The sequence below is a fragment of the Flavobacterium ginsenosidimutans genome (genome assembly GCF_037478105.1).
GTDB classification, from domain to species: domain Bacteria; phylum Bacteroidota; class Bacteroidia; order Flavobacteriales; family Flavobacteriaceae; genus Flavobacterium; species Flavobacterium ginsenosidimutans.
This window is the reverse complement of record NZ_CP147988.1, coordinates 54,693-78,913: the sequence shown is the minus strand read 5'-3', so window position 1 is coordinate 78,913 and position 24,221 is coordinate 54,693. Positions and strand designations below refer to the sequence as shown.

Here is a 24,221-nt window from a genome sequence, read left to right as displayed (position 1 = left end):
GATTTATAAAGACTGAAAACTGAGACTGAGATTGAAAACTATTTACGGCTTATACCCGCGCTTTCAAAACTAGCCATTTCATTCAAAAAAGCTTCAGCCGATTTTAAAATTGGAAAAGCAACTGCGCATCCAGTTCCTTCGCCCAAACGCAAATCGAGATTTAAAATAGGTTTTGCATCCAAATAATTTAGCAATTTTGAATGTGCTTTTTCAGCAGAACAATGACAGAAAACAGCATTTTTTTTGATGTTCGGATTTATTTTCGAAGCAATTAAAAAAGCAACTGTACAAATAAAACCGTCAACCAAAATCAACATTTTATTTTCAAAAGATTCGAGCATTGCACCAGACATTTGAAGAATTTCAAAACCTCCAAAATAGGAAAGCTGCGATATTAATTCGGCTTGACCGGAATAATTGTCAACTGCTTTTTTGAGTAAGTTTTGTTTCAGAATTAATTTCTCATTTTCAACTCCAGTTCCTTTTCCAATGCATTCTTCAATAGGAATTTCCGTTAAAAGACTCATTAAAACAGAAGCTGTAGAAGTATTTCCAATTCCCATTTCGCCAAAACCAATACAGTTTGAGCCCAATTTTGCAATATTCTGTACAATCGATTTTCCTTTATTCAAACACAATTGTACTTCAGATTCGCTCATTGCAGGAACATGTAGAAAGGATTGAGTTCCTTTGGCGATTTTCGCATCAATTAATTTTGCATTTGTTGGAAAATCATAATTAACGCCAGAATCAACAATTGATAATTCAATATTATTTTGTTTGCAGAAAACATTGATTGCCGCTCCGCCATCCAGAAAATTATTGACCATTTGTCGCGTAACATCCTGCGGATAATCGCTTACGCCATGATTTGCAATTCCGTGATCGGCAGCAAAAACTACTATATTAGGTTTTTCAATTTTTGGGTTTAAAGTTTCAAAAACAGTCGCCATTTGAAAGGCCAAAGATTCTAAAGTTCCCAAAGAACCAACAGGTTTTGTTTTCGAATCTATTTTTTCTTGTAAAAGTCTATTGAAATCAGATTTGTTTTCGACTTTATTTTCAGATTTCAAATCAGTAGCAGGAATATTTATCTGATGAATTTCTTTGATTTCCTTGCAAATTGGAGCTTGTGATTTTTGTTTCCAATGCAACTGTTGTAACATTGGCTGATTGTTATAATTGGTTGCAGGTTTCCCGATGCAGAAATAACCCAGCGGCTCTATATTTTCAGGTAAATCGAGGATTTTTTTAAACTGATAATAATTCAAAATGGAAACCCAGCCCATTCCGTAGCCTTGTTCTGTCAACGAAAGCCAGATGTTTTGTGCCGCACAAACAGAACTGAATTTTACGGCTTCGTTACTTCCAACTGTCCCAATCGTAAACTGATTGAGAACCGAACGATCGTAAGCAATTATAAGTCCGATAGGAGCTTCTTCGATTGCTTCTAATTTTAATGATCTGTAAAGTTCCTTTTGTTCTAGATTGTCGGTTAGTTCTTCGGCTTTTTTATTGTAGTCTAAAAAGAGTTTTTTAATAGACGCTTTAACTTCATCCGATTTGATGAGATAATATCTTGTAGCATCGGTTAATCCCACAGAAGGCGCCCAATGTCCAGCCTGTAAAGCTTTTTGAATTACTTCGTCTGGAACTTCATCGCAGGTAAAATGTCGGGTGTCGCGTCGGGATTTTAATATATCGTCTAGATTACTCATGCTATAAAATTACAATTTTTAAATCCCAAATTCCAAGGTCAAACTCTAAAAAAGAAAATTCCAAATTCCAAAGCTCAGTATAGTTTTGGAATTTGGAATTTCTAATTTGGATATTTTTATTTGATTTTAACCGGAATTCCAGAAACCATTAAAACGACTTCATCAGCATTTTCGGCAATAAATTGGTTCATCCAGCCTTGAAGTTCGACAAATTTTCTTCCAATGTGCGTTTCTGCATGAACACCCATTCCGATTTCGTTTGTTACAATAATTATATTTGCATTTTCGTGCTTAGCGATAGCAAGAAATTCTTTTTTAGCTTCCTCTAAACTCGCATCGACATCATTTTTATGATCAATAAAAAAGTTCGTCAGCCAAAGTGTAACACAATCAATTAAAGCAGTTTTTCCAGAAAAATCGATTTTACTTAAATATTTTTCTTCTTCAATGTTTGTCCAACGTTCGTCTCTTTCTTGTTGATGGCGATCGATTCGATTTTGAAAATCGGAATCCCATTTTCTGGCTGTTGCAACATATAATGGAGAATTTGAAAGTTCTAAAGCTAGTTTTTGAGCATGACCGCTTTTTCCAGAACGTTCGCCGCCAGTTATCAAGTAAATCATTTTATTAATTGTGAATTGTTAATGGTTAGTTGTTAATTTTTTTGTTGCTAATTGACTTTTAGAAGTTTTAATAATACTGGTAATTAATTTTAGAATTATTACAGCATCGTTGTTGATGTTGTCAAATTCTTTTTCATTTAAATAATCAGTAGCTTTTAATAATTCTAGCCAATATACAGTTTCATTAGCTTCTTTTTGAGCAATTGCAAATTTATGAATAAAATCGCTTTTACTTTCAGCATGTTCAGCTTCTCTTATCATTGCACCAACACTTGTTCCAGATCTTAAAAGTTGTTTTGAAAGAATAAATTATTTTTTAGTATTATTTAGGTATTGATAAAGTTTTACAACTCTAATAGCAAAATCAAAACTTTTATTTCTAACAATGTTGTTTTTCATAATTAACAACTAACAATTTATAATTAACAATTAATAAGGGCAATGTCGGCAGTCATTTCCGCAGCAAGTTCCTCTTTTTAGATGAAACCAGGCTTTGAAAACATAATTGCCATTTTCGATATAATAATCGATGCCTTCAATTAGTTTTTCTGTTTTGGGTAATGATAGAGCTTTATTTTGAAGCGCTTTTTCAGGAGTTAAGGTTTCGATATAGGCATCGATTTTGTCCTCGCAAGCTTCTTTAAAACAAACGGGACAAAGACAATCTCCGCCTTCAGAAAGATTGAAGATTGGTGGATAATCGTTGCACCAGCATTTGTTTTCTACAGATATATCTCCACAGCTGAATTCTGAATCACAGCTTGAGCAAATTTTCATTTTTGTGGTATTCATGTTGTAAAGATACAATTGTTTAAATTTGTAAGAATAAAGGTAAACAAAAAAAATAATAAATACTTTACCTTTGTTCCATCCAAAACAGAAAATATGAGACATTTATTCCCTAAAATGATTTTTATAACAGCTTTTTTTATTCTTATCGGATGTAAGAAGAATGAAAAAGTTGAAACTGTAAAAGTAGAAAATGCCAAAAATAGTATCGAATACGCATCAGGACTTTCAATCGTAAAATATGGCGATTATTCAGTTGTAACTGTTTCAAATCCATGGCCTAATGCCAATAAAGATTTCAAATATATTTTAAAAGAAAAGGAAGCTAAAGTTCGAGATAGTCTTCAATCATATACTACAATTCAAGTTCCGTTAACGTCAGTTGTAGTTACTTCAACAACCAATATTCCGTTTTTAGAAATGCTGGAAGTGGAGAATAAATTAGTAGGATTTCCACATACCGATTATATTTCTTCGGAAAAAACGAGAGCATTAATTGACAAAGGTTCTGTGAAAAACGTTGGACAAAATGAGAAACTAAACATCGAACAATTAATAGAATTATCTCCAGATTTGATTGTTACGTTTGGAGTTGATAATAATAATCCGATGTTGGACAATTTGAAAAAAAGCGGTTTAAATGTATTAATTCAAGGCGATTGGATGGAACAATCTCCGCTTGGAAAAGCAGAATGGATTAAACTTTACGGAGTATTGTTTGGAAAAGAAGATCAGGCAAAAGAACTTTTTGATAAAATTGTAGAAAGCTACAATCAAGCGAAAAAACTGGTTCAAGATAAACCTGCAACGTCAAAAGTATTATATGGTTCTATGTATGAAGATGTTTGGTACGTTGCAAAAGGGAATAGTTGGGTTGCGCAATTTATGAAAGATGCAAAGGCAAATTATCTTTGGGCAGATTTAAAAGGAACAGGAAGCGAAGGCTTGTCTTTTGAAAAAGTTTTGGACAAAGCAAAAGATGCAAATATCTGGATCGCTTCGGGTTCTTTTAAAAGTTTAGAGGAATTACAAAAAACGAATCCGCATTACGCAGAATTTGATGCTTTCAAAAATAAAAATGTTTACAATTTTGAAGGTAAATTGGGCGCAACCGGTGGAACTGTTTATTATGAATTGGCCCCAAGCCGACCAGATTTGGTCTTGAAAGATTACATTAAAATTTTTCACCCGGATTTATTGTCAAGCTACGAATTTACATTTGCATCCAAACTGAATTAAATTGGCGAATAAAAAACGAAATACTATTTTATTTGTCATTTTGGCTTTAGCTCTTTTGCTAATGTTTTTTGCGAGCATTAGTTTAGGATCAGTTATGATTCCGCTAAAAGATGTTTTTGCGAGTTTAACAGGAGGACAGGCTACAAAATCGACTTGGGAATATATAATTATAAATTATCGTCTTCCAAAAGCAATTACTGCAGTTTTAGTTGGAACAGGACTTTCCATCAGCGGACTTTTGATGCAGACTTTATTTCGAAATCCGCTTGCGGGACCGTATGTTTTAGGATTAAGTTCTGGAGCAAGTCTTGGTGTTGCTTTTGTGATTTTGGGAGCAGGATTTCTTCCGCCGTTTTTAAGTGTGATAGCTTTATCGTCGTATGGAATTGTTTTAGCGTCAACTTTAGGAAGTACTTTAGTTTTGTTCTTAGTTTTAGTGGTTTCACAGAGATTGCGAGATACAATGGCAATTTTAATTGTAGGACTAATGTTCGGAAGTTTTACGACGGCGATTGTTAGCGTTTTGACATATTTTAGTACAGCAGAACAGCTTCAAAAATTTACTTTTTGGTCAATGGGAAATCTCGGAAATCTTTCATGGACAACCATCGTGATTTTGACAGTATGCGTTGGAATCGGATTGCTTTTAAGTGCTAAAAGTATAAAACCACTAAATGCGTTACTTTTGGGCGAAAACTATGCAAAAAGCATGGGATTGAATTTTAAGCAAGCACGATTAATAATCATATTTGCAACAAGCATATTATCTGGAGCAATCACAGCTTTTGCAGGACCAATTGCTTTTGTTGGTTTAGCAGTGCCACATATTGCAAAACTGACTTTTCAGACGAGTAATCACACCATATTATTTTGGAGTACTTTATTTTTTGGATCTATTATAATGTTGTTTTGTGATATTGTATCGCAAATGCCTGGTTTTGATGTCACGCTTCCAATAAATGCTATAACATCTATAATTGGTGCGCCAGTTGTAATTTGGCTTTTAGTCAGAAAAAGAAATTTTAAGTAAATTATTCAGCCACAGATTAAAAAGATTTTATCGTTTAGAAAAAACTTAGAACCTTAGCATCTTAGTAACTTAGTATCTCTAAAAAAATGAACGACATTCTATCAACTTCTAGTCTAAATATTGGATATAAATCCAAGAAAGGTGTTACGACTATTGCTGAGAATCTGAATTTAAATTTAGCTTCAGGAAAACTAATTACTTTAATAGGAGCAAACGGAATTGGAAAATCAACTTTACTGAGAACGATTACTGGAATCCAAAAGCCATTATCTGGAAATGTTTATCTGAATGAAAAAAACATTTCAGATTATAATCCTTTGGAATTAGCGCAAAATTTAAGTTTGGTTTTAACCGAAAAACTACCACCAAGTAATCTTTCTGTTTTTGAATTGGTCGCTTTAGGTCGCCAGCCTTATACCAATTGGGTTGATAAATTGTCGGAAGAGGATATTGCAAAAGTTCACGAAGCAATGGGTTTGACTCAAATCGAACATTTAGCTTCAAAAAAGCATTTTCAAATTAGTGACGGACAATTGCAAAAAGTTTTAATTGCAAGAGCTTTGGCGCAAGATACTCCGCTAATTATTTTGGACGAACCAACAACACATTTAGATTTATTGCATAAAGTATCTTTGTTCAAATTATTAAAGAAACTAACTCAAGAAACTCAAAAATGTATTCTGTTTTCAACGCACGATATTGATTTGGCCATTCAGTTAAGCGATGAAATGATTATGATGACGCCAGAAAATATAGTACAAGACCAACCTTGTAATTTAATTTCGAATGGAAGTTTCAGCAATTTATTCAAAGATGAAAATATTGTTTTTGATGCTGAAAAAGGGAAGTTTATTGTGAATTGATTCTCCTGCAAGGTTTTGAAAACCTTGTAGATGTCTTTGAATTTGATTGTGCTTAAAATACCTACAAGGTTTTGAAAACCTTGCAGGAAATCATAAATAGTTATTTCTTTAATGAAATCTGCCTCTTCGCTTCCCCAACCACAAAAGCAACAGAATTTGCTATATTAAAACTGCGAATAAGCGGTGACATTGGAATTGTCAAATGATTTTCAAATCTTGCCATAAACTCCTTGCTTAAACCAACGCTTTCTTTTCCGAAAACAAGCCAGTCACCATCTTGAAATTCATTTTGTAAATACGATTTTTCAGAATGCGAACTCATTAAAAATACACGAGAATGATCTGGAATCTGTGCAATCCATTCTTCTACATTTTGATATTCGGTAACATCAAGATGAACCCAGTAATCTAATCCCGAACGTTTCAGGTTTTTGTCATTAATTACAAATCCGAAAGGATGAATTAAGTGAAGTCGGCTTTCTGTACCTACGCACAATCTTCCAATATTTCCAGTATTATTTGGTATTTCTGGTTCTACAAGAACAACGTTTAACATCTTTTTTTGAGTTATGAATTATGAGTTATGAGTTTTTGGAATTATCTAATTGAAAATCGGAAACCTCTAGTACTTCGCCTGCTTTTAGGTTTTGCAAATATACATTTCCTATTCGAACACGAACGAGACGAAGAGTTGGAAAACCTACTGCAGCAGTCATTTTTCGAACCTGACGAAATTTCCCTTCATTAATGGTAATAGACGCCCAAGAAGTTGGACCGTGACGTTCGTCTCTGATTTTTTTGGCTCTTGCGCCAAAATCTGGAATTTCTGTAACGATAAAAGCAGAACAAGGTTTTGTTTTGTATTTTCCGCCATCAAAACCAATTTCGACGCCTTTTTGCAATTGTTCGATTGCTTCGGGAGTAATAACGCCGTCAACTTGAACGTAATACTCTTTGTCAACTTTTTTACTTCTAATTTGTTCGCTTACTTTTCCGTCGGTTGTTAGCAAAAGCAAACCTTCAGAATCCTCGTCTAATCTTCCAATTGCCATTGTTCCTTCTGGGAAATCATGCAATTCGCCCAAAAGCTTTTTCTTTCTTTTTAATTCATAAATAAATTGGCTTAAATAGCCGTAAGGTTTAAAAAGAATGAAGTGTCTGTGCATTTTTAATTTTTTGCAAAGATAGTCTCTTTCCTAAAATTAAAATGAATTACTGTCTTTGTGCTTTCATTTTTTTATACCATCGATAAACAAACCAAACCGCAGTAAAAGCAAAAATCTCAAGTAAAGCCCAATAATAGTTTTTAAAAAATTCATGAAAATAACTTCCAACAGAAATATAGATAGAGGCCATGCAAATTTTGATCATAATAAATTCTGCATTGGACCAGCTGGTTTTGATTTTGAAGAAATTCATAAGCTTAGAGATTAGTTTAATCGTAAAATGTTGTAAATAAAGATAGTAAATTATGAAACGTGAATGCTTATTAGAATTCGTAATATTATAAATAGAAACTCAAAAAAATAATGCTATGGAAACTAATCATTTAGGAACGAAAAAGATAAACGGAACACAGAAAAATATTGACGAATCTAAAGGGAAAAACGTTTCGCACGATAAAGATTTAAAAGATGCAAAACTTAATAAAGAATTGGTTACAGATCAAGACGGTGACAAAAAGATTGTAGAACGAGCTAGAAATGAAAATGAAGATATTAATAAAACGCTGCATCAAATCAATCCAGAGAACCCAAATGCAAACCGTGGTGTAGAAACCGAAGAAGAAGCAAAAAAAACGGTAGAAAATAAAGATCGTAATTCTGATATAACACCAAATCGATATCCAAATTCGCACCCAGATAATCATGAGGAGCGTGGAAACATGAAATTGGATGAAGAGGAATAATCAATACGAAATTTTCAATAAAATCCAGTCAATTTAATATCAAATAACATAACATTAGCGGTATGCGTTAATGTTTTTGTAAACTCTTTTGAAAGCTTCGTTATCGGTTGAGTTCTTTGTAATTTTAAGGAACAAATTTAATACCTAAAGAATATGGCACTTTTAGAAAATAAGGTGGCTTTTGTATCTGGTGGCGGTTCAGGAATTGGACGTGCAGTGGCAGAAGCTTACGCTCGAGAAGGAGCAAAAGTAGTAGTATCTGATATAAATGTAGAGCACGGTGAAGAAACCGTAAATAGTATAAAAGAAAAAGGCGGAGAAGCTTTTTTCGTAAAAGGAGATTCGTCGAGTGCAAGTGATAACAAACACATGGTTGAGGTAACGGTTTCTAAATATGGCCGACTTGACATTGCTTGCAATAATGCCGGAATGGGCGGACCAGCAAAACCGACTGGAGAATATGAGCCTGCAGATTGGGATAGAGTTATTGCGCTAAACTTAAACGGTGTTTTTTATGCATGCCGTTATCAATTAGAGCAAATGGAAAAGAATGGAGGAGGAAGCATTGTTAATATCGCTTCTATCCACGGACAAGTTGCAGCGCCACTAAGTCCAGCGTATACGGCTTCGAAACATGCTGTTGTAGGTTTAACTAAAAACATTGCGGTCGAATATGCACAGAAAAATATTCGTTGTAATGCGGTTGGACCAGGTTATATCGAAACAGCACTTTTAAAAGACAATTTAAATAAAGAAAAGATGCAGGCGGTTGCAGCTAAATCGGCGATGAATCGTTTAGGAACTGCAGAAGAAATTGCCGAATTGGTCGTTTTCCTAAATTCTGACAAATCATCATTTACAACAGGAAGTTATATTATCGCTGACGGAGGTTATACAGCAGTTTAATATATTTAGAGTATATAACATTGAAAAAGCCGTAAAAAGAGAGTTTACGGCTTTTTTTATATCAATATCTTTTCTAGTTTGCTTAAATCAATATTGTTTTGGTCTAATAGAAAGAAGTATTCTAATTGCCATTTTTGAGTTTTCTGAGCCTGTTTGCTTGTAGTTTCATCCCACGAAGGATAAACTCTTGTCGCTCTAATTCCTTCTTTTTTTTCAGTTGAAAAGATTCCTTTTTCTAGCAATACAAGTTTAGGAAATATAAATAGTCCCCAATTTTCATTTTTTCGAACACTGACCATCATAAAATCTATGGCATCAGAATAATCAAAAGGTTCGATTGTTCCAGTTTGATTCCGTTTCCATAAAGTAACAAATTGCCCCGTTTTGGTTGGAGTAATTTTTGCCTCTCTGTAACAAATGTTTTTGTTGTTAATTTGAAAACGGTAGGCACTATATTCGTCGCTTTCAGCTTCTTTTTGTAGAGAACTTAATTCTAAGTTTGCTTTGTCAAAAATGGTTTCTTTGGCTAATAATAAATCAGAAGAAGCGGCTGTGAAATTCATGAAAAGATAATTTTAAATTTTCACGAAAATTACTACAAAATAAACTTAGAAAGAAACATTCAATCCAAAATTTAATCCCCATTGAAATTGATTGAAAGATTGATTGTTTAATGGATTGATATAATAGTTCATAGCAGGCTCAACAAAAACATTGGTTTTTTTGTACACACGATATTGAACAGTACTGCTCAAAGTAGAACCATAAACATAATCGTTGGCATTTATATTTTGGCCAATTGTATTACCATCTAATGACACATTATTTGAGACTAATTTACCAACAAAACCACCCGTATTTAAATTTATTCGGGCTCTGTTTTTATTAAAGACAGAATACGAAACCTCAAGAGGCATTTCGATATATCTTAAACTTTGATCAAGATTACCGCTTTGCACATTATCATCTTTTAAAGCTTCTTTTGTACTATTTGATAATAAAATATATTCTGAATTACCAGTAGTTGCAGCCACAGAGTTGCCAGAATAAGCGACTCCTGGTAAAAATAACGCATCGCTTTTGGCGCTTATATATGAAACATTGGCAACACTTTGCCCTAATTCGTTAAATTTTAAACCAGAGCTGACAGCCCATTTATTATTAATGGCATATTTTGTTTTAACCCCGTACGAATTCGATTGTTTAGAATCGTTTGTATTGCCCAAAGTCTTGTCGTTTTTAGTGTTTTCTGAATTTGCTACACCAGCAAAAACAGCTACAGCCCATCTTTCTTTTGGATCAATTTTTTTGTCTTTTTTATCCTTTTTGTCTTTTACTTCTGTTGAAGCTAAAATGCCTTTTTCTAAATTTTGTAGTTCTGCCAGTTGCACAGAATCTATTTTGCTTAAAGAAGAATTGTTTGATTTTGAATTTTCTTTTGCAGAAACAGCAACAGCATTTTCAGAAATCATTTTTCCGTTTTCTTTTGCAGAAGTAACAACCGCAGTTTCAGAAATCATGTTTCTGTTTCTAGAAGTCGATGTGTTTTGTTTAGACGCTGTATTAGGATTTACAGCATTATTTTGATTGTTAAGAGCAAAATTCTGATTGTTCTTACCAATAAGTTTTTCATCAAAAATAGAATTCGAAAGCTGTTTTTTTGCATTCGAATTAAATTTGTTTTGTTTTCCAAATGCAATTCTTTCTTCAGCAATACCTTTATTAGAAGATTTTCCTGTATTTTCTAAAATAGATTTGTTAGAAGATTTTCCTGCCGATTTATTTTCTGATGAACCAGAATTCTGAAACGCAACAGATTCATTCGGAACATTAGCCGAACTTGGCACGCTGTATTTAGAATCTTTTTTATTGCTATTGTTTTTAGAATTTGTATTCGCTACAGCACTTTCTTGAACTTGAATTCCTGATTCTGTATTAAATTGATTTTTTCTTGTCGAATTTTCATTTAAAGAATCCGCAGTTTTACCAATATTTTTATTTTGGTCTAAATTTCTGTTAGTAGATTTATCATCTGTTTTTTTATCAAGAACAACACTATTTTTATTAGTATCAAAACCGCCATTGTTAAGGTTTTTATTCTCAGGCGAAGCAGTAAAATGTAAAATTGAAGGCAGAAGCAACCCTAATAATAAGCATGCAGCAGCCGACCACCAAAGAACAACTCTCTTCTTCTTTTTAGGTTTGTCTAGTTTTTCTTCAATCTGACTCCATAATTCTGGAGGCGGAACACTAGAAAAGTCTTCCATTGATGAAAAAATATCTTCTATTTTGTGCTTCTTCATGCTGTTTTAAAATTTTTTATGCTCAAAATTCGCTTTTGTAATATATGTTTGGCGCGATTTAAATTTGATTTTGATGTTCCTTCAGAGATTTTTAAAAGTTCGGCGATTTCTTTGTGTTTCATTTTCTCAAAAACATATAAGTTAAAAACCGTCCGGTATTGATCTGGTAAATCCCGTATGTATTCTAACAGTTTTTCTTGTTCTATCGGAATTGCTTCTAATTCCTCTTCTTCAATAAAATCTGTGTCTGGATCAAAAACATCTAAAAAGAAACTCTCTTTTTTCTTCTTATTTAAAGTTTCGATTAACTTGTTTATAAAAATCCGTTTTAGCCATCCTTCAAAACTTCCTTCAAACTTGTATTGGCTCATTTTCTGAAAAGCAATAACAAAAGCTTCCTGAAAAACATCTTTCGCATCATCCTCGTTTTTCATATACTTCAAACAGATACCATACAAAACAGGAGAGAACAACTGATAAATTTTCAGTTGTCCCTCTCTGTCATTTTTTATGCACAGTTTGATGTATTTTTCTAACTCGTCTTTCAAGAAATGGTTCAAATTTGTTTTTGCAAAAATAGTTCTAAATAGTTTACAAAACTATCTTTTAAAAATAGTTCGAGCACCATCTTGATGGTTGCTTACAATCGTTAGGTTTTGATTGTCAAGGTTTTCTATTACGTAAGTTTTGCCTTCAAACGTAATCAAGTCATGCTCTGATTTATCAAAATATCCAATCCCTTTTTCTATCTGATAAGTACTATTTCTAATCTCTACATTATTTTTATATGTAATCACTCTTCCGTCGTTAGTAAAGACAATCTTCTTAGTAAATCCAGCTGTTTTTGGCGTTGCTACATAAGGATTATGGCTTCCTCCAACAGATTTTTGCCAAGTCCATGTATTTACAATTGATGATGAAGTTACTTTACGAGCTTCTAATGAATACATTGTTGTAAAAAGAAAACAGACAATAAAAGATATAAAAAGTTTCTTCATGATTGAATTATTTTAGGCTTGTAATTTTGTCTTTAATTGTTTTCTTGAAAGCTATAATAGCAGCACTTTGATCTGTCGTGTCATTATTGTCAATGTAGATTTTTGTAACGCTAGAACCTTGGCGCAATTCAAAATAAATTCCTCCTTGATCTGCAGAATCTGGAGCACCATAAATTTTAGTTTGTCCTTTAAGCGCTAAAATTTCAGCAGGAACTTCTTTTAAGAACAAAGTATAATCACCTCTTTTAATAGTTGTGCTGTATTTGTATTGACCAAAATCAAATTGTCCAGCAACAACACCTTGGAATTTTAAAATATTATAATCATTGATTTGGAAGAATTTTTGGCAATCTGTAGCTGAACATTCAGCAAAGTAACTTCCAATTACAATATTGTCAGCATTCTCAGTTGTTTTGTTGAAGATGAAACCTTTAGTAGTTTTAGGAATCAAAACAAAATCTGAAGGATAAGTTGGATTTTGAGTTACCGTTTCGCCTGTTGCTGGAGATTTTTCATAGTAATTAACAACAATCTGACAGTTGTTCTCTACAATCGAAGTAATTTTAATAGCATAACCATTTGTTGGTTTTACACCTGCAAAAAGAGCAACTAAATATTGTTTTGTAAAATCAATAGTAGGATCACTTGCAACTGGACAGCTATTGTTATGTTTTGTAAAAAGCTCGTTCAATTTTTCCTGTGATGCAACAACGGCTACAGCTGCATTATTTGGCTGTGTTTTTACACTATAATTACATAAGAAAGGGAATCCGCTAAATTCTACATTCGTATTAGCACCACAATCAACATATTTGCTATTATCATCGCTAATAGAACAAGCGCTAATTCCAAAGGCTACAAATAAGCCAAGCATTAATTTTTTCATGAATATTTTTTATTAGGTTTATATTTTGTAGATGGCGGTTTTAAAAAAAGGTTGCGTCTTGATTATTTTTTTTTGAAAAAAAAGATAAAATGTTGGTTTAGTTTGAATTGATTATGAATTCGTGAAATTTCTAAATTTAAAACTAAGTACTACGTATTATTGCGTACTTTTACGTAAAATAAACTTAGTTATGTTTGATTATCTACCGTTTTTATTAGGTTTTGTAATAGCACTTTTTATTGGCATCTACGTAGGCAGAATGCTTTCAGGATCTAAATCTCAATCAGAAAAAGCTATTGCAGAGGAAAGATTGCACGCATTAAACAGTCAGTTGCAAATGCAGAAAGAGCAGTTTGAAAACGAAAAAAATAATTTTCAGAAACAGCTGCAATTGCATATTTCTGAGAAAGAAAATATTCGAACAGAAAAAGACAGTCTCGCGATTCAGCTTTCTAAAAAAGAAGTTGATTTTGAAAATTTATGGGAACGACATAAAGAGCAAAAAAGCGAAATCAACGAACTTCAGGAAAAATTCACCAAAGAATTTGAAAACCTTGCCAATAAAATTCTCGAAGAAAAATCGGCAAAGTTTACCGAGCAAAACAGCGAGAATATGAAAAATATTTTGGTTCCGCTTCAGGATAAAATCCACATTTTCGAACAAAAAGTAGATCAGACACACAAAGAAAGTATCGATTATCACGCAGCATTGCGCCAGCAGATTATTGGTTTGAGTGAAATGAACGCCCAAATGAGTAAAGAAACCTTAAATCTTACCAAAGCCTTAAAAGGCGATAGTAAAATGCAGGGAAACTGGGGAGAATTGGTTTTAGAACGTGTTTTAGAAAAATCAGGATTAGAGAAAGGAAGAGAATATGAAGTACAGCAAAGTTTTACTAATGCAGAAGGGAATCGCGTTTTTCCAGATGTTATAATTAATCTTCCAGATGGTAAAAAAATGATTGTCGATTCTAAAGTTTCGCTTTCAGCTTATGAAAAATGGGTGAATGAAGAATCGGAACTTTTAAAAACAGAATTTCTAAAAGAACACGTTATTTCTATAAAGCGACATATCGAACAGCTTGGCAGTAAAAATTATCATGATTTGTATCAAATGGAAAGCCCCGATTTTGTATTGCTTTTCATTCCGATGGAACCGGCTTTTGCCATTGCTTTAAACGAAGATCCAACTTTATACACAAAAGCATTCGACAGAAATATTGTAATTGTAACGCCAAGTACGCTTTTAGCAACTTTAAGAACTATTGACAGTATGTGGACCAATCAAAAGCAGCAAGAAAACGCTTTGGAGATTGCAAGACAGGCGGGAGCTTTATATGATAAATTTGAAGGTTTTGTATCAGATTTAGTCCGAATTGGGAATAAAATAAAAGATACAAAAACAGAATACGAAAGCGCCATGAACAAATTGGTTGACGGAAAAGGAAATCTAATTTCGAGCGTTGAAAGATTAAAAAAGATGGGAGCAAAGGCCAAGAAATCGCTTCCAGATAATATTATTGCAAGAGCGATTAATTCAGATGAAAATGAATTATTGAATTAAAAATTTAAACACATAGAAACATAGAATTTAGATTGAGATAAAAGGCGTTTCACTTGCATAAATACATCCCGAAGCTTCGGGACTATGTGTTAGAAACTAGTTTCTTTCTAAACTCTTTTTTAAAGGAAAAAAAATCTATGTTTTTATGTGTTGGGAAAAAATAGACAAAGAATAAAAAATCATTTAAAATCCATTATCCCGATAGCTATCGGGAGTGGCAAAAAAATTTAAACACATAGAAACATAGAAATTAAGATTGAGGTAAAAAGGCGTTTCACTCGCAGAAATACATCCCGAAGCTTCGGGACTATGTGTTAGAAACTAGTTTCTTTCTAAACTCTTTTTAAAGGAAAAAAAATCTATGTTTCTATGTGTTAGAAAAAAACACAACTAAAAAAACATTCCAAAAACAAAAACATGAGTACAGATTTTAAACCCATTTCATCATCAAAAGTTAGTATATCAGAATTAATGTTGCCTTCGCATACCAACTTTAGCGGGAAAATTCACGGAGGATATATTTTACAATTATTAGATCAAATTGCTTTTGCGTCAGCATCAAAATTCAGCGGAAATTATTGCGTAACCGCCTCTGTAGATACAGTAAACTTTTTAAAACCAATTGAAGTTGGAGAATTAGTAACTATGAAAGCTTCTGTTAATTATGTTGGGAGAAGTTCCATGATTGTTGGCATTCGCGTTGAAGCAGAAAACATTCAAACTGGAGTTATAAAACATTGTAATTCATCTTATTTTACAATGGTTGCCAAAGATAAAGAAGGAAAAAGCGTTCAGGTTCCTGGATTGATTTTATCTAATCTAGAAGAAGTGCGCCGTTTTAGAAAAGCAGTAAAACATATCGAGGTTAGAAAAGAAGTGGAAGAACACGAAAAATTGACCAATATAAATTCGATTGAAGATCTGGCGAGTTTAGAAAAATACAATGTCCTATTAGAAATCAGCTAAATTTTCTTATATTTATTTAATACACATTAAATAGTAGAAAATATGGTCAAGTTTGGATACACAATATTATATGTTGAAAATGTTGAAGAATCTATTGCATTTTATGAAAATGCATTTGGTTTTTCGAGAAAATTTGTCACGCCAGATAATGATTATGGCGAATTAATAACAGGAGAAACAACGCTTTCATTTGCTTCTAAAAAATTAGCTTCAAAAAATTTACCTGACGGTTTTATCGAAAGCAGTTTAGAAGACAAGCCTTTTGCAATAGAAATTGGTTTTATAACCGAAAATGTACCAGAGGTTTTGCAGAAAGCAACTTCTTTTGGTGCCGTTATAGTTTCAGAACCTGTAGAAAAACCTTGGGGACAAATTGTAGCATACGCAAGAGATTTAAACGGCTTTTTAATTGAGATTTGTACAGAAGTAAAAGGTTAATTTTTTTTAGAATGAATTATATACAAAGCACACCTCATTTTTTATTTTTAATAGTAATAGTAGGTCTTTTAGCTTTTGGCTTTTATAGAGGGAACGAAATGCTCGATATTAATATTCATGCTACTTATTATCTTATTTCTTGGAAACATTTAATGATTCTCATTTCTGTAATTTATGGAATATTGGCTTTGATTTATTTTGGTCTCCTAAAGCTAAATTTTGGTTTAGTAAATTGGATGACAGTTTCTCATGTTTTAATTAGCATAATAGGTTTGTTTGCAGTTTTTGTTTTGCCTAAATTTTTAAGAGAAAGTGTTCCTGGCGATATGGTTGCACTTTTAAAGGACATGAATTTTAACCAAAGAATAGAAATAGGAATAGTGATTTCCATTTTTGCATTATTTGGAGCACAGCTTTTGTTTTTTATCAATGTAATTTATGCTTTAATAAAAGGAAGATTTTTAGTCTTTTTTGCCTCTCACAATTCTCATTTTACTACAAAAAAATATTCACAAATATTTAGCATTAATTCCAAAACTTTGCATGCAAAAATTCCGTAACTTTAAGTGTAATTATTGGGTTACGGAATTTTTTCACTGAGTACTGCCGTTCGATTTTTTCAGGTCAATTAGAATCTGAATTTTAATTCTCTTTATCAGAAATAAATTGGATGACATAATTGTTTAAATGTAGACGATTATGAAAACAACTACCTTATTATTTTTACTCTTTACCGCGTTTTCTGTCCTTGCCCAAGACAAATTTTTTACCAATACAGGAACAATAAATTTTGAAGCCTCTGTTCCCTTATTCGAAGAAGTAAAAGCTGTAAACAGACAGGTTGCCATTCTTTTAGAACCTAAAACAAGTACTTTTATATGTACTGTTATCGTTAAAAATTTCCGCTTTAAATTAGATTTGATGCAAGAACATTTCAATGACAATTATATGGAAAGCAATCGTTATCCTAAAGCCGTATTTAAAGGGAAAATCCAAAAATTTGACTTGAAAGATATTACTGAAGTTGAAAAGAAATACGAGATTAAAGGAAAACTTAATTTACGTGGCAAATCGAAAGAAATTGTTGTAAATGCTTTAATCAAAAGAGTTCCGGAAGGCATTCAGGTAATTTCAGACTTTCCAATTTTAGTATCTGATTTTAATATCCATATTCCAAGTTCTATAGCTTCGAAAGTTTCAACAACAGCTAATACTGAACTGACGGGAATAGTTCGAAGCGAAGAATCGTTGCTAACGCTGAAATAGGACTTACTTTATACAATTTATAAGCGTTTTTTCTAAATCGGTAAATTGGAATTCAAAACCTGTTTTCTGAATTTTTTCTGAAGAAGCACGCGTTCCTGTTAAGACAGCAATGCTCATTTCGCCTAGAAGAATTTTTAGAAAAAAAGGAGGTAATTTAGGCACCCATATTGTGTAATCAAACAATTTAGCGAAGGTTTTAGAGAATCTGGCATTGGTCGTGTTGTCTGTTGTACAAGCGTTATATGCGCCTTCTAGTTTTGCGTCTTCGATGCTTTTTAGATAAATCTGGCACAAATCTTCAATATGGATCCAAGGCAAATATTGTTTGCCCGAACCAAGTATTGCGCCAAAACCAGATTTAAAAGTCGGAGTTAATTTTTTTAAAAAACCTTCATTTTTTCCTAAAACAATACCAGTTCTAATTTTGACCGTTCGAATATTTAAAGAACCAATTTTATCTGCAGCACTTTCCCATTTTTGGCAAGTAATGCCTAAAAAATCATTGGCTGGAGGCGTATCTTCTGTGAAGATTTTATGGCTGGTAACAGCACCATAAATCCCAATACCTGACGCAGAAACAAATGCTTCCAGTTTTTTATTGTTGTTTTCCAAAACCGAATAGATCATTTCGATAGGTCTTACACGGCTTTCAATAATCGCTTTTTTGCGTTTTTTGGTCCATCTTTTCTCTACAATTCCTTCACCTGCAAGATGAATGATGTAATCTGCGTTAAGAACGGCATTTTTATCAATGTAGTTTTTCTTAATGTCCCATTTATAATAAGTGACTCTTGGCGTATTTTCTTTATCAGAACGACTCAAAATAGATACAGAATATCCAGCTTCGATCAGAACATCTGTTAAATATTTCCCGATGAAACCAGTTCCGCCAGTTAATAGAACATTTTGAGCCATAATAGTTTATAATATATTTAACAGAATATAGTGTTTAATGATAAGTAAAGGTACTTAAACAATGTTTACCTTTATGGCAAATTCTAAATTTTAATAAAATGGCGACTAAAAAAAAGGTGATTACCAAAGATGATATCGTTTCAAAATATATGGAAGAAGTTCTAGAAAAAGGTCAAAAACCAAAATCGGTTTATCATTTTGCCAAAGAAAATGATTTTACTGAGGCTGAATTTTATGCTTTTTTTGGAACATTAGAAGGTTTAGAAAAAGAAATATTCCGACTGTTTTTTGAAAACACAGTTAATCTTCTTCACAAAAATGAAGAATATCAGGGATATGATATGAAAAATAAAATGTTGAGTTTTTATTTCACTTTCTTCGAAATTCTAACTGCCAACAGAAGTTACGTTCTGCAATCGCTTAAAATTGACAGAAACCCGTTGAAAAACTTGGTTCAGCTGACTACGCTTCGAAATAGTTTTAAAGATTATGTTGCTGAAATTTTAACGGACGATTATAGATTGGAACAAGAAAGATTTCAAAAATTTCAAGAAAAAGCAATTCAGGAATCGGCTTGGTTGCAACTAATGATGACGATTAAATTCTGGATGGAAGACGAATCTCCTGCTTTTGAAAAAACTGATATTTTTATCGAAAAATCAGTGAATGCTTCGTTCGAATTAATGAATGTCGCACCGATGAATCATTTGATTGATTTCGGGAAATTTTTGTTTAAAGAAAAAGTATACAGCAGATAATGAAAACGATCGATTATATTCCAACCTCAAAAATAGAGCGAGCAGGAAAATTGGTTCAAACTGGTGCTAAAATTGGCGTAAACTATGTAAAACATTATGCCGAAAAAATAGTAAATCCAGATTTGAGCCGTGATAAACTGAACGAAAACAATGCCGAAGATATTTACGACGGACTAAAAAGCTTAAAAGGAAGTGCGCTTAAAGTTGCTCAAATGCTGAGTATGGACAAGAACTTTCTGCCTCAGGCTTACGTAGAAAAGTTTTCTTTGTCTCAGTTTTCTGTTCCGCCACTTTCCGCTCCTTTGGTTTTAAAAACGTTCAAAAGCAATTTTGGCAAAACACCTTATGAAATTTTCGACGAATTCAATCCAAATTCAATAAACGCTGCGAGTATTGGTCAAGTGCATTTGGCAAAGAAAAATGACAAAAAACTAGCGGTTAAAATTCAATATCCGGGCGTTGCCAATAGCATTTCTTCCGATTTGGCTTTGGTAAAACCAATTGCGATTAGAATGTTTAATCTGCAAGGAAAAGATTCTGACAAATATTTTAAAGAAGTTGAAGACAAACTTATCGAAGAAACTAACTATTTGCTAGAATTGAAGCAAAGTCAGGAAGTTGTAGATGCTTGCTCAAAGATTGAAAATATTACTTTTCCAAGCTATTACCCAGAGTTTTCGTCAGAGAAAATCATCACAATGGATTGGATGACAGGAATTCATCTTTCTGAATTTACAGCAAAAAATACCGATCAGGAAATAGGTGATAAAATAGGGCAGGCGCTTTGGGATTTCTATATGTATCAAATTCATGTTTTGCGAAAAGTACACGCAGATCCGCATCCGGGGAATTTTTTAGTTGATGATCAAAATCAATTAATTGCTTTGGATTTTGGCTGCATGAAACAAATTCCCGAAGAGTTTTATACGCCGTATTTCGAGCTGATTAATAAAAATGTCATTACAGATGAGAAGCTTTTCAACCAGAAATTATTCGAATTAGAAATTCTTCGTCCAGACGATACGCCAGCAGAAATCGAATATTTCACCGAAATGTTTCATGATTTGCTGTCTCTTTTTACAAAACCTTTCCAAAACGAAACTTTCGATTTTGCCGATGAAAAATTCTTCAACGCTATTGCCGAATTAGGAAAGCGTTTCTCAGAAGATACAAACTTGAAAAAAATGAACGGAAATCGCGGTTCTAAGCACTTTATTTACATGAACCGTACTTTCTTCGGTTTGTACAATTTAATGTTCGATTTGAAAGCGAAAATAGTTGTAGAGAATTATTTGAAATATTAGGTTTTTGTTTCAAGTTTCAGGTTTCAAGTTGACCAAACTTTACGTATAGGACTTTGTCAAAGTTTAAAACTTTGACAAAGTTTTTTTTCGTCTAGTTTGTCATCCTGACGAAGGAAGGATCACACTAGAAACTCCACGATCAAAATCGATAATCTTTGCAGAGCTACGTGTGTGATCCTTCCTTCGTCAGGATGACAAGATTGCGATAATTGGAATTTGGAATTTGGATTTTGAAATTTCAAAATTTATTTCAAAATCCCTTTTTTATAAGTCGCAATTGCGCGATCTCTTGCAAAGGCATGATCGACCATAGGTTCTGCGTAGCCAAAATCAAATTCAGGAATCCATTTACGGATGTATTCGCCTTTTTCGTCAAATTTCTTTTGTTGAATTTCAGGATTGAAAACTCTAAAATAAGGCGCGGCATCGCAACCTGTTCCCGCTGCCCATTGCCAGTTTCCTGCGTTTGAAGCCAATTCGAAATCAAGAAGTTTTTCGGCAAAATAAGCTTCGCCCCATTGCCAGTTAATCAGCAAATGTTTGCAAAGAAAACTTGCCACAACCATACGCACGCGATTGTGCATATAACCCGTTTCGTTAAGCTGACGCATTCCCGCATCAACCATCGGATATCCTGTAGTTCCAGAACACCAGCGTTTGAAATCTTCTTCGTTATTTCGCCATTGTATTCCGTCGTAAGCCGATTTAAAATTATGATTGACACAATTCGGAAAACTAAACAGAATCTGAATAAAGAATTCTCTCCAGATTAATTCGCTTAGAAAAGTCTGATTTTTTCGATTTGCCCAGTTTACTAATTTTCTAATACTAACAGTTCCAAAACGCAAATGTGGAGAAAGATAAGAAGTGCTGTCTAAGGCAGGGAAATCTCTCGTTTCTTTATAATGGGCAATTTGAGTTAAATTATGTGGCTGTACTTTTATGGAACTTCTTTCAAAACCTATTTCAGCTAAATCGGGGAACTTGAATTTATCTTTAGCAAAATTAGATTGAAATGGCGCTGAATCATATTCTGGAGCCGAACCTGAAAGATGGTATTTTTCTAGCCATTTGTTTTTATACGGCGTGTAAACCGTATAGGGAAGTCCGTCTGCTTTTGTGATTTCTTTTTCTTCGAAGATTACATGATCTTTAAAAGAGAACGATTCGATGTTGTTTTCTTTTAATAAAGATGAAATTGCATTATCGCGCTTAATAGCAAAAGGTTCGTAATCTTTATTAAAGAAAACACTTTGAATATCAAATTCTTCAATTAACGATTCCCAAACGTCTTTTGTTTTTCCTTTTTTGATTAAGATTGAAGAATCAAGTTTGTTTAATTCTGAATTTATTTTTTCGAGTGAATCATAAATAAAAGTTACTCTGGCGTCGTTTTTTGGAAGATGTTCTAAAATATCATCATCGAAAATAAAAAGAGGCACAACAGGAAAATCAGATTGCAAAGCATGAAATAATCCTGTATTGTCTTCTAAACGCAAATCACGTCTAAACCAGAAAATGGTAACTTTTTGTTTTGTCATTGTTGTATGTTATTTTAAACACATAGAAACATAGATTTTATTTTTCTTTTAAGAGTTTGGAAAGAAACCAGTTTCTAACACATAGTCCCGAAGCTTCGGGATGTATTTATGCAAGTGAAACGCCTTTTGTTAATCTAAATTCTATGATTCTATGTGTTTAATTTTTTAAGCTTTTTTAGAATTAAACAATTCTTCGATTTTATTAAATCTATAATCGAAAATACTTTTCAGTTTGTTTTTTACGACTAATCGATTCATGATTCGGCCTAGAATTCCGAATGGAAGAGCGTAATGAACAATGTCTGTCATTTTAGTTCCGCCATCAGGTGTTGGCTCAAAGAAATGTTTGTGATGCCAAAGTTTATAAGGACCAAATTGTTGAATGTCTACAAAATACTCGTTTTCTTGGCAAGCCGTAATTTCGGTAACCCAAGACATTTTGATTCCGAAAAGCGGTTTTAAAGTATAAGTTATGAGTTGTCCGTGATACATGCGTTTGCCGTCGTAATCCTGAATTTGGAAATTCATATTATCGAGCGTAATGGTTTGCAAGTTTTTCGGACTTGAGAAAAAACCCCAGCAATCTTCTACACTTGCATTGATATGTTGTACGGTTACTATTTTGTATAATTTCATAATCAAATCTTTCTTGAAACACGCTCAAAGAATGCTACATTTTATAATATTTGAATGGCACGAACAACATTCCGAAGCATTCTCCTTTTTCTTTGTTGAGGTGTTTGTGATGTATTTTGTGAGCTTTTCGTAATCCGATGAGGTATTTGTTTTTGGTATTTTTAAACCATTTAAAACGCTGATGAATGAGAACATCGTGAACTAAAAAATAACAAGCGCCGTAAAGTGTGATGCCACAAGCGATGAAAAACAAATAATTAAATCCGCCTTGAACGCCAAAGTAGAATAAAATAATACTTGGAGTGGCAAAAATGACAAAGAAAATATCGTTGCGCTCAAAAGTATTTTCGTATTTCGGCTGATGATGATCGGCGTGAAAATACCACATAAATCCGTGCATAACGTATTTGTGCGTAAGCCAAGTCACACATTCCATAAAAAGAAAAACGCCTAAAAAGATTAAAAAAGAAATCATTTTATAAATGTTGATGTTTTAAAATTATCGTTTTATTGTTTTTGAGTTTAGCTTTAGATTATAAAAGATTGACTCAAAAGAGTTTTTTTATTGATGATTCTCCCATTTTTTGTCATCCTGAGCGAAGTCGAAGGAACGCAAGTAGCTCTTCAACAGTATACCAATCTTTGTGGAGTTTCTCGTGGTTCTTCGACTTCGCTCAGAAAAACAAACAGTTGGCTTAATGATAATAACTGAACGATGAACGAATCTAAACCAACTTCAATTTATACGTCACAAAAGACTGCGCTAAAAGTCCCGCTTTGGTGTAATTAGAAACTCGAATTCTGGAGTTTCCAATTTCGTAATACGGAGTGTTTTTTAGTTTTTTGAGCAGTTTTTTGTAATAAATATAAGCGGTGTAAACTCCGAATTTAGCTTCGATTGGAAGTTTTACAATTCCTTGATAAGCGATTTGAAAATCTTCTTCAATTTCTTTGATGATTTGATTTTTCGAATCTTCGTTGAAATTATTCAGGTTTACGCCTGGAAAATAAGTTCGGTTCAAGATGGTGTTATCGTCTTTTAAATCTCTCAAGAAATTTACTTTCTGAAAAGCAGAACCCAAACGCATGGCTTCATTTTTCAATTGTTCGTATTTATGTTCTTTTCCAGAAACAAAAACTTTTAAACACATTAAACCCACAACATCGGCAGAACCATAAATGTAGTCGATGTATTCGGATTGAGTTTGGTAATTTGATTTTATCAGATCCATTTTCATGCTTTTTAGAAAAGCCTGAACCAAATCATCTGTGATATTATATTCTTTTACAGTATGTTGGAACGAATTTAAAATTGGATTTAAGCTAATGCCTAATTCCATTGCTTTATAATATTCTTTTTCGAAATCTTCAATTAGATATTCTTTTTCATAATCATGAAATGAATCTACAATTTCATCAGCAAAACGGACGAATCCGTAAATACTGTAAATAGCATCGCGAATACTTGGTGAAAGCATTTTTACGGCAAGCGAAAATGAAGTACTGTAACTTTTAGTAACAAGTTTGCTGCATTTGAAAGAAACGGCGTCGAATAGTGATTTCATTTTT

27 protein-coding genes and 1 pseudogene are annotated in these 24,221 nt (G+C 32.9%); 12 read left to right on the top strand and 16 right to left on the bottom strand.

Going from position 1 to position 24,221, the window contains the following annotated elements:
- Positions 1-38: 38 nt before the first annotated feature.
- The 4 genes and pseudogenes from cobT to V6624_RS00410 all read right to left on the bottom strand — a co-directional run bounded on the left by cobT (position 39) and on the right by V6624_RS00410 (position 3,118).
- Positions 39-1,718 (bottom strand): nicotinate-nucleotide--dimethylbenzimidazole phosphoribosyltransferase, encoded by a 1,680-nt coding sequence (gene cobT, locus V6624_RS00425; protein WP_111285902.1) that lies wholly within the window; start codon positions 1,716-1,718, stop codon positions 39-41.
- Between the two features lie 116 nt (positions 1,719-1,834).
- Positions 1,835-2,341: a bifunctional adenosylcobinamide kinase/adenosylcobinamide-phosphate guanylyltransferase gene (gene cobU, locus V6624_RS00420; RefSeq protein ID WP_111285904.1), complete on the bottom strand. Its 507-nt coding sequence runs from the start codon at positions 2,339-2,341 to the stop codon at positions 1,835-1,837.
- Positions 2,342-2,359: 18 nt separating this feature from the next.
- Positions 2,360-2,740, bottom strand: a pseudogene (locus V6624_RS00415) (four helix bundle protein).
- Positions 2,741-2,770: 30 nt separating this feature from the next.
- Positions 2,771-3,118: a DUF5522 domain-containing protein gene (locus V6624_RS00410; RefSeq protein WP_422389324.1), complete on the bottom strand. Its 348-nt coding sequence runs from the start codon at positions 3,116-3,118 to the stop codon at positions 2,771-2,773.
- Positions 3,119-3,226: 108 nt separating this feature from the next.
- On the opposite strand from V6624_RS00410, the gene V6624_RS00405 reads away from it, so the two are divergent.
- The 3 genes from V6624_RS00405 to V6624_RS00395 all read left to right on the top strand — a co-directional run bounded on the left by V6624_RS00405 (position 3,227) and on the right by V6624_RS00395 (position 6,262).
- Entirely contained in the window at positions 3,227-4,369 is a 1,143-nt protein-coding gene (locus V6624_RS00405; protein WP_338840518.1) for an ABC transporter substrate-binding protein, read from the top strand.
- 1 nt (position 4,370) lies between these two features.
- Positions 4,371-5,399 carry an iron chelate uptake ABC transporter family permease subunit gene (locus V6624_RS00400; protein ID WP_111285908.1) on the top strand — a complete coding sequence of 343 codons (1,029 nt, stop codon included), beginning with the start codon at positions 4,371-4,373 and terminating at the stop codon, positions 5,397-5,399.
- 86 nt (positions 5,400-5,485) lie between these two features.
- Positions 5,486-6,262, top strand: a complete 777-nt coding sequence (locus tag V6624_RS00395) for an ABC transporter ATP-binding protein (protein ID WP_162614943.1) — start codon at positions 5,486-5,488, stop codon at positions 6,260-6,262.
- Between the two features lie 100 nt (positions 6,263-6,362).
- Here V6624_RS00395 and V6624_RS00390 read toward each other — a convergent pair whose 3' ends face one another.
- Together V6624_RS00390 and V6624_RS00385 are read right to left on the bottom strand one after the other, a co-directional pair.
- Positions 6,363-6,818, bottom strand: a complete 456-nt coding sequence (locus V6624_RS00390; protein WP_111285912.1) for a tRNA (cytidine(34)-2'-O)-methyltransferase — start codon at positions 6,816-6,818, stop codon at positions 6,363-6,365.
- A 25-nt stretch (positions 6,819-6,843) separates the two neighbouring features.
- On the bottom strand, positions 6,844-7,428 hold the full coding sequence (locus V6624_RS00385; protein ID WP_338840517.1) for a pseudouridine synthase: 585 nt from the start codon (positions 7,426-7,428) through the stop codon (positions 6,844-6,846).
- A 368-nt stretch (positions 7,429-7,796) separates the two neighbouring features.
- Here V6624_RS00385 and V6624_RS00380 point away from each other — a divergent pair, with 368 nt between their 5' ends.
- Positions 7,797-8,171: a hypothetical protein gene (locus V6624_RS00380; RefSeq protein WP_338840516.1), complete on the top strand. Its 375-nt coding sequence runs from the start codon at positions 7,797-7,799 to the stop codon at positions 8,169-8,171.
- A 153-nt stretch (positions 8,172-8,324) separates the two neighbouring features.
- Positions 8,325-9,077, top strand: a complete 753-nt coding sequence (locus V6624_RS00375; RefSeq protein ID WP_338840515.1) for a glucose 1-dehydrogenase — start codon at positions 8,325-8,327, stop codon at positions 9,075-9,077.
- Positions 9,078-9,133: 56 nt separating this feature from the next.
- Here V6624_RS00375 and V6624_RS00370 read toward each other — a convergent pair whose 3' ends face one another.
- From V6624_RS00370 to V6624_RS00350, 5 genes are all read right to left on the bottom strand, one after another.
- The gene (locus V6624_RS00370) at positions 9,134-9,640 is read right to left on the bottom strand and encodes a MepB family protein (protein WP_338840514.1); all 507 of its coding nucleotides are present in this window, start codon (positions 9,638-9,640) and stop codon (positions 9,134-9,136) included.
- 45 nt (positions 9,641-9,685) lie between these two features.
- Positions 9,686-11,380 (bottom strand): outer membrane beta-barrel protein, encoded by a 1,695-nt coding sequence (locus V6624_RS00365; protein ID WP_338840513.1) that lies wholly within the window; start codon positions 11,378-11,380, stop codon positions 9,686-9,688.
- The gene (locus V6624_RS00360) at positions 11,377-11,853 is read right to left on the bottom strand and encodes an RNA polymerase sigma factor (protein WP_422389350.1); all 477 of its coding nucleotides are present in this window, start codon (positions 11,851-11,853) and stop codon (positions 11,377-11,379) included. The genes V6624_RS00365 and V6624_RS00360 overlap by 4 nt, the downstream gene beginning before the upstream one ends.
- Positions 11,854-11,979: 126 nt before the next feature.
- Positions 11,980-12,378, bottom strand: a complete 399-nt coding sequence (locus V6624_RS00355; RefSeq protein ID WP_338840512.1) for a hypothetical protein — start codon at positions 12,376-12,378, stop codon at positions 11,980-11,982.
- Positions 12,379-12,385: 7 nt separating this feature from the next.
- Complete coding sequence (locus V6624_RS00350; protein ID WP_338840511.1) at positions 12,386-13,264, bottom strand: protease complex subunit PrcB family protein; 879 nt, start codon at positions 13,262-13,264, stop codon at positions 12,386-12,388.
- Positions 13,265-13,454: 190 nt separating this feature from the next.
- Here V6624_RS00350 and rmuC point away from each other — a divergent pair, with 190 nt between their 5' ends.
- The 5 genes from rmuC to V6624_RS00325 all read left to right on the top strand — a co-directional run bounded on the left by rmuC (position 13,455) and on the right by V6624_RS00325 (position 17,498).
- Positions 13,455-14,828 (top strand): DNA recombination protein RmuC, encoded by a 1,374-nt coding sequence (gene rmuC, locus V6624_RS00345; protein ID WP_338840510.1) that lies wholly within the window; start codon positions 13,455-13,457, stop codon positions 14,826-14,828.
- A gap of 417 nt (positions 14,829-15,245) precedes the next feature.
- Positions 15,246-15,794: an acyl-CoA thioesterase gene (locus V6624_RS00340; protein ID WP_338840509.1), complete on the top strand. Its 549-nt coding sequence runs from the start codon at positions 15,246-15,248 to the stop codon at positions 15,792-15,794.
- A 42-nt stretch (positions 15,795-15,836) separates the two neighbouring features.
- Positions 15,837-16,232, top strand: a complete 396-nt coding sequence (locus V6624_RS00335; RefSeq protein WP_338840508.1) for a VOC family protein — start codon at positions 15,837-15,839, stop codon at positions 16,230-16,232.
- Positions 16,233-16,243: 11 nt separating this feature from the next.
- Complete coding sequence (locus V6624_RS00330) at positions 16,244-16,792, top strand: hypothetical protein (RefSeq protein WP_338840506.1); 549 nt, start codon at positions 16,244-16,246, stop codon at positions 16,790-16,792.
- Between the two features lie 139 nt (positions 16,793-16,931).
- Positions 16,932-17,498, top strand: coding sequence for a YceI family protein (locus V6624_RS00325; RefSeq protein WP_111285934.1), 567 nt, complete (start codon positions 16,932-16,934; stop codon positions 17,496-17,498).
- Between the two features lie 3 nt (positions 17,499-17,501).
- On the opposite strand, the gene V6624_RS00320 is transcribed toward V6624_RS00325, so the two are convergent.
- Positions 17,502-18,413 (bottom strand): TIGR01777 family oxidoreductase, encoded by a 912-nt coding sequence (locus V6624_RS00320; RefSeq protein ID WP_338840503.1) that lies wholly within the window; start codon positions 18,411-18,413, stop codon positions 17,502-17,504.
- Between the two features lie 98 nt (positions 18,414-18,511).
- On the opposite strand from V6624_RS00320, the gene V6624_RS00315 reads away from it, so the two are divergent.
- Together V6624_RS00315 and V6624_RS00310 are read left to right on the top strand one after the other, a co-directional pair.
- On the top strand, positions 18,512-19,171 hold the full coding sequence (locus V6624_RS00315) for a TetR family transcriptional regulator C-terminal domain-containing protein (RefSeq protein ID WP_338840502.1): 660 nt from the start codon (positions 18,512-18,514) through the stop codon (positions 19,169-19,171).
- The gene (locus V6624_RS00310) at positions 19,171-20,475 is read left to right on the top strand and encodes an ABC1 kinase family protein (protein WP_111285940.1); all 1,305 of its coding nucleotides are present in this window, start codon (positions 19,171-19,173) and stop codon (positions 20,473-20,475) included. The genes V6624_RS00315 and V6624_RS00310 overlap by 1 nt, the downstream gene beginning before the upstream one ends.
- A gap of 245 nt (positions 20,476-20,720) precedes the next feature.
- Here V6624_RS00310 and V6624_RS00305 read toward each other — a convergent pair whose 3' ends face one another.
- From V6624_RS00305 to V6624_RS00290, 4 genes are all read right to left on the bottom strand, one after another.
- Positions 20,721-22,016 (bottom strand): deoxyribodipyrimidine photo-lyase, encoded by a 1,296-nt coding sequence (locus V6624_RS00305; RefSeq protein ID WP_338840500.1) that lies wholly within the window; start codon positions 22,014-22,016, stop codon positions 20,721-20,723.
- Positions 22,017-22,181: 165 nt separating this feature from the next.
- A complete protein-coding gene (locus tag V6624_RS00300) occupies positions 22,182-22,652 on the bottom strand; it encodes an SRPBCC family protein (protein WP_338840499.1) in 471 nt (156 codons plus the stop codon).
- Positions 22,653-22,686: 34 nt separating this feature from the next.
- Positions 22,687-23,127, bottom strand: coding sequence for a sterol desaturase family protein (locus V6624_RS00295; RefSeq protein ID WP_111285946.1), 441 nt, complete (start codon positions 23,125-23,127; stop codon positions 22,687-22,689).
- A 250-nt stretch (positions 23,128-23,377) separates the two neighbouring features.
- Positions 23,378-24,217 carry a phytoene/squalene synthase family protein gene (locus V6624_RS00290; protein ID WP_338840498.1) on the bottom strand — a complete coding sequence of 280 codons (840 nt, stop codon included), beginning with the start codon at positions 24,215-24,217 and terminating at the stop codon, positions 23,378-23,380.
- Positions 24,218-24,221: the final 4 nt, after the last annotated feature.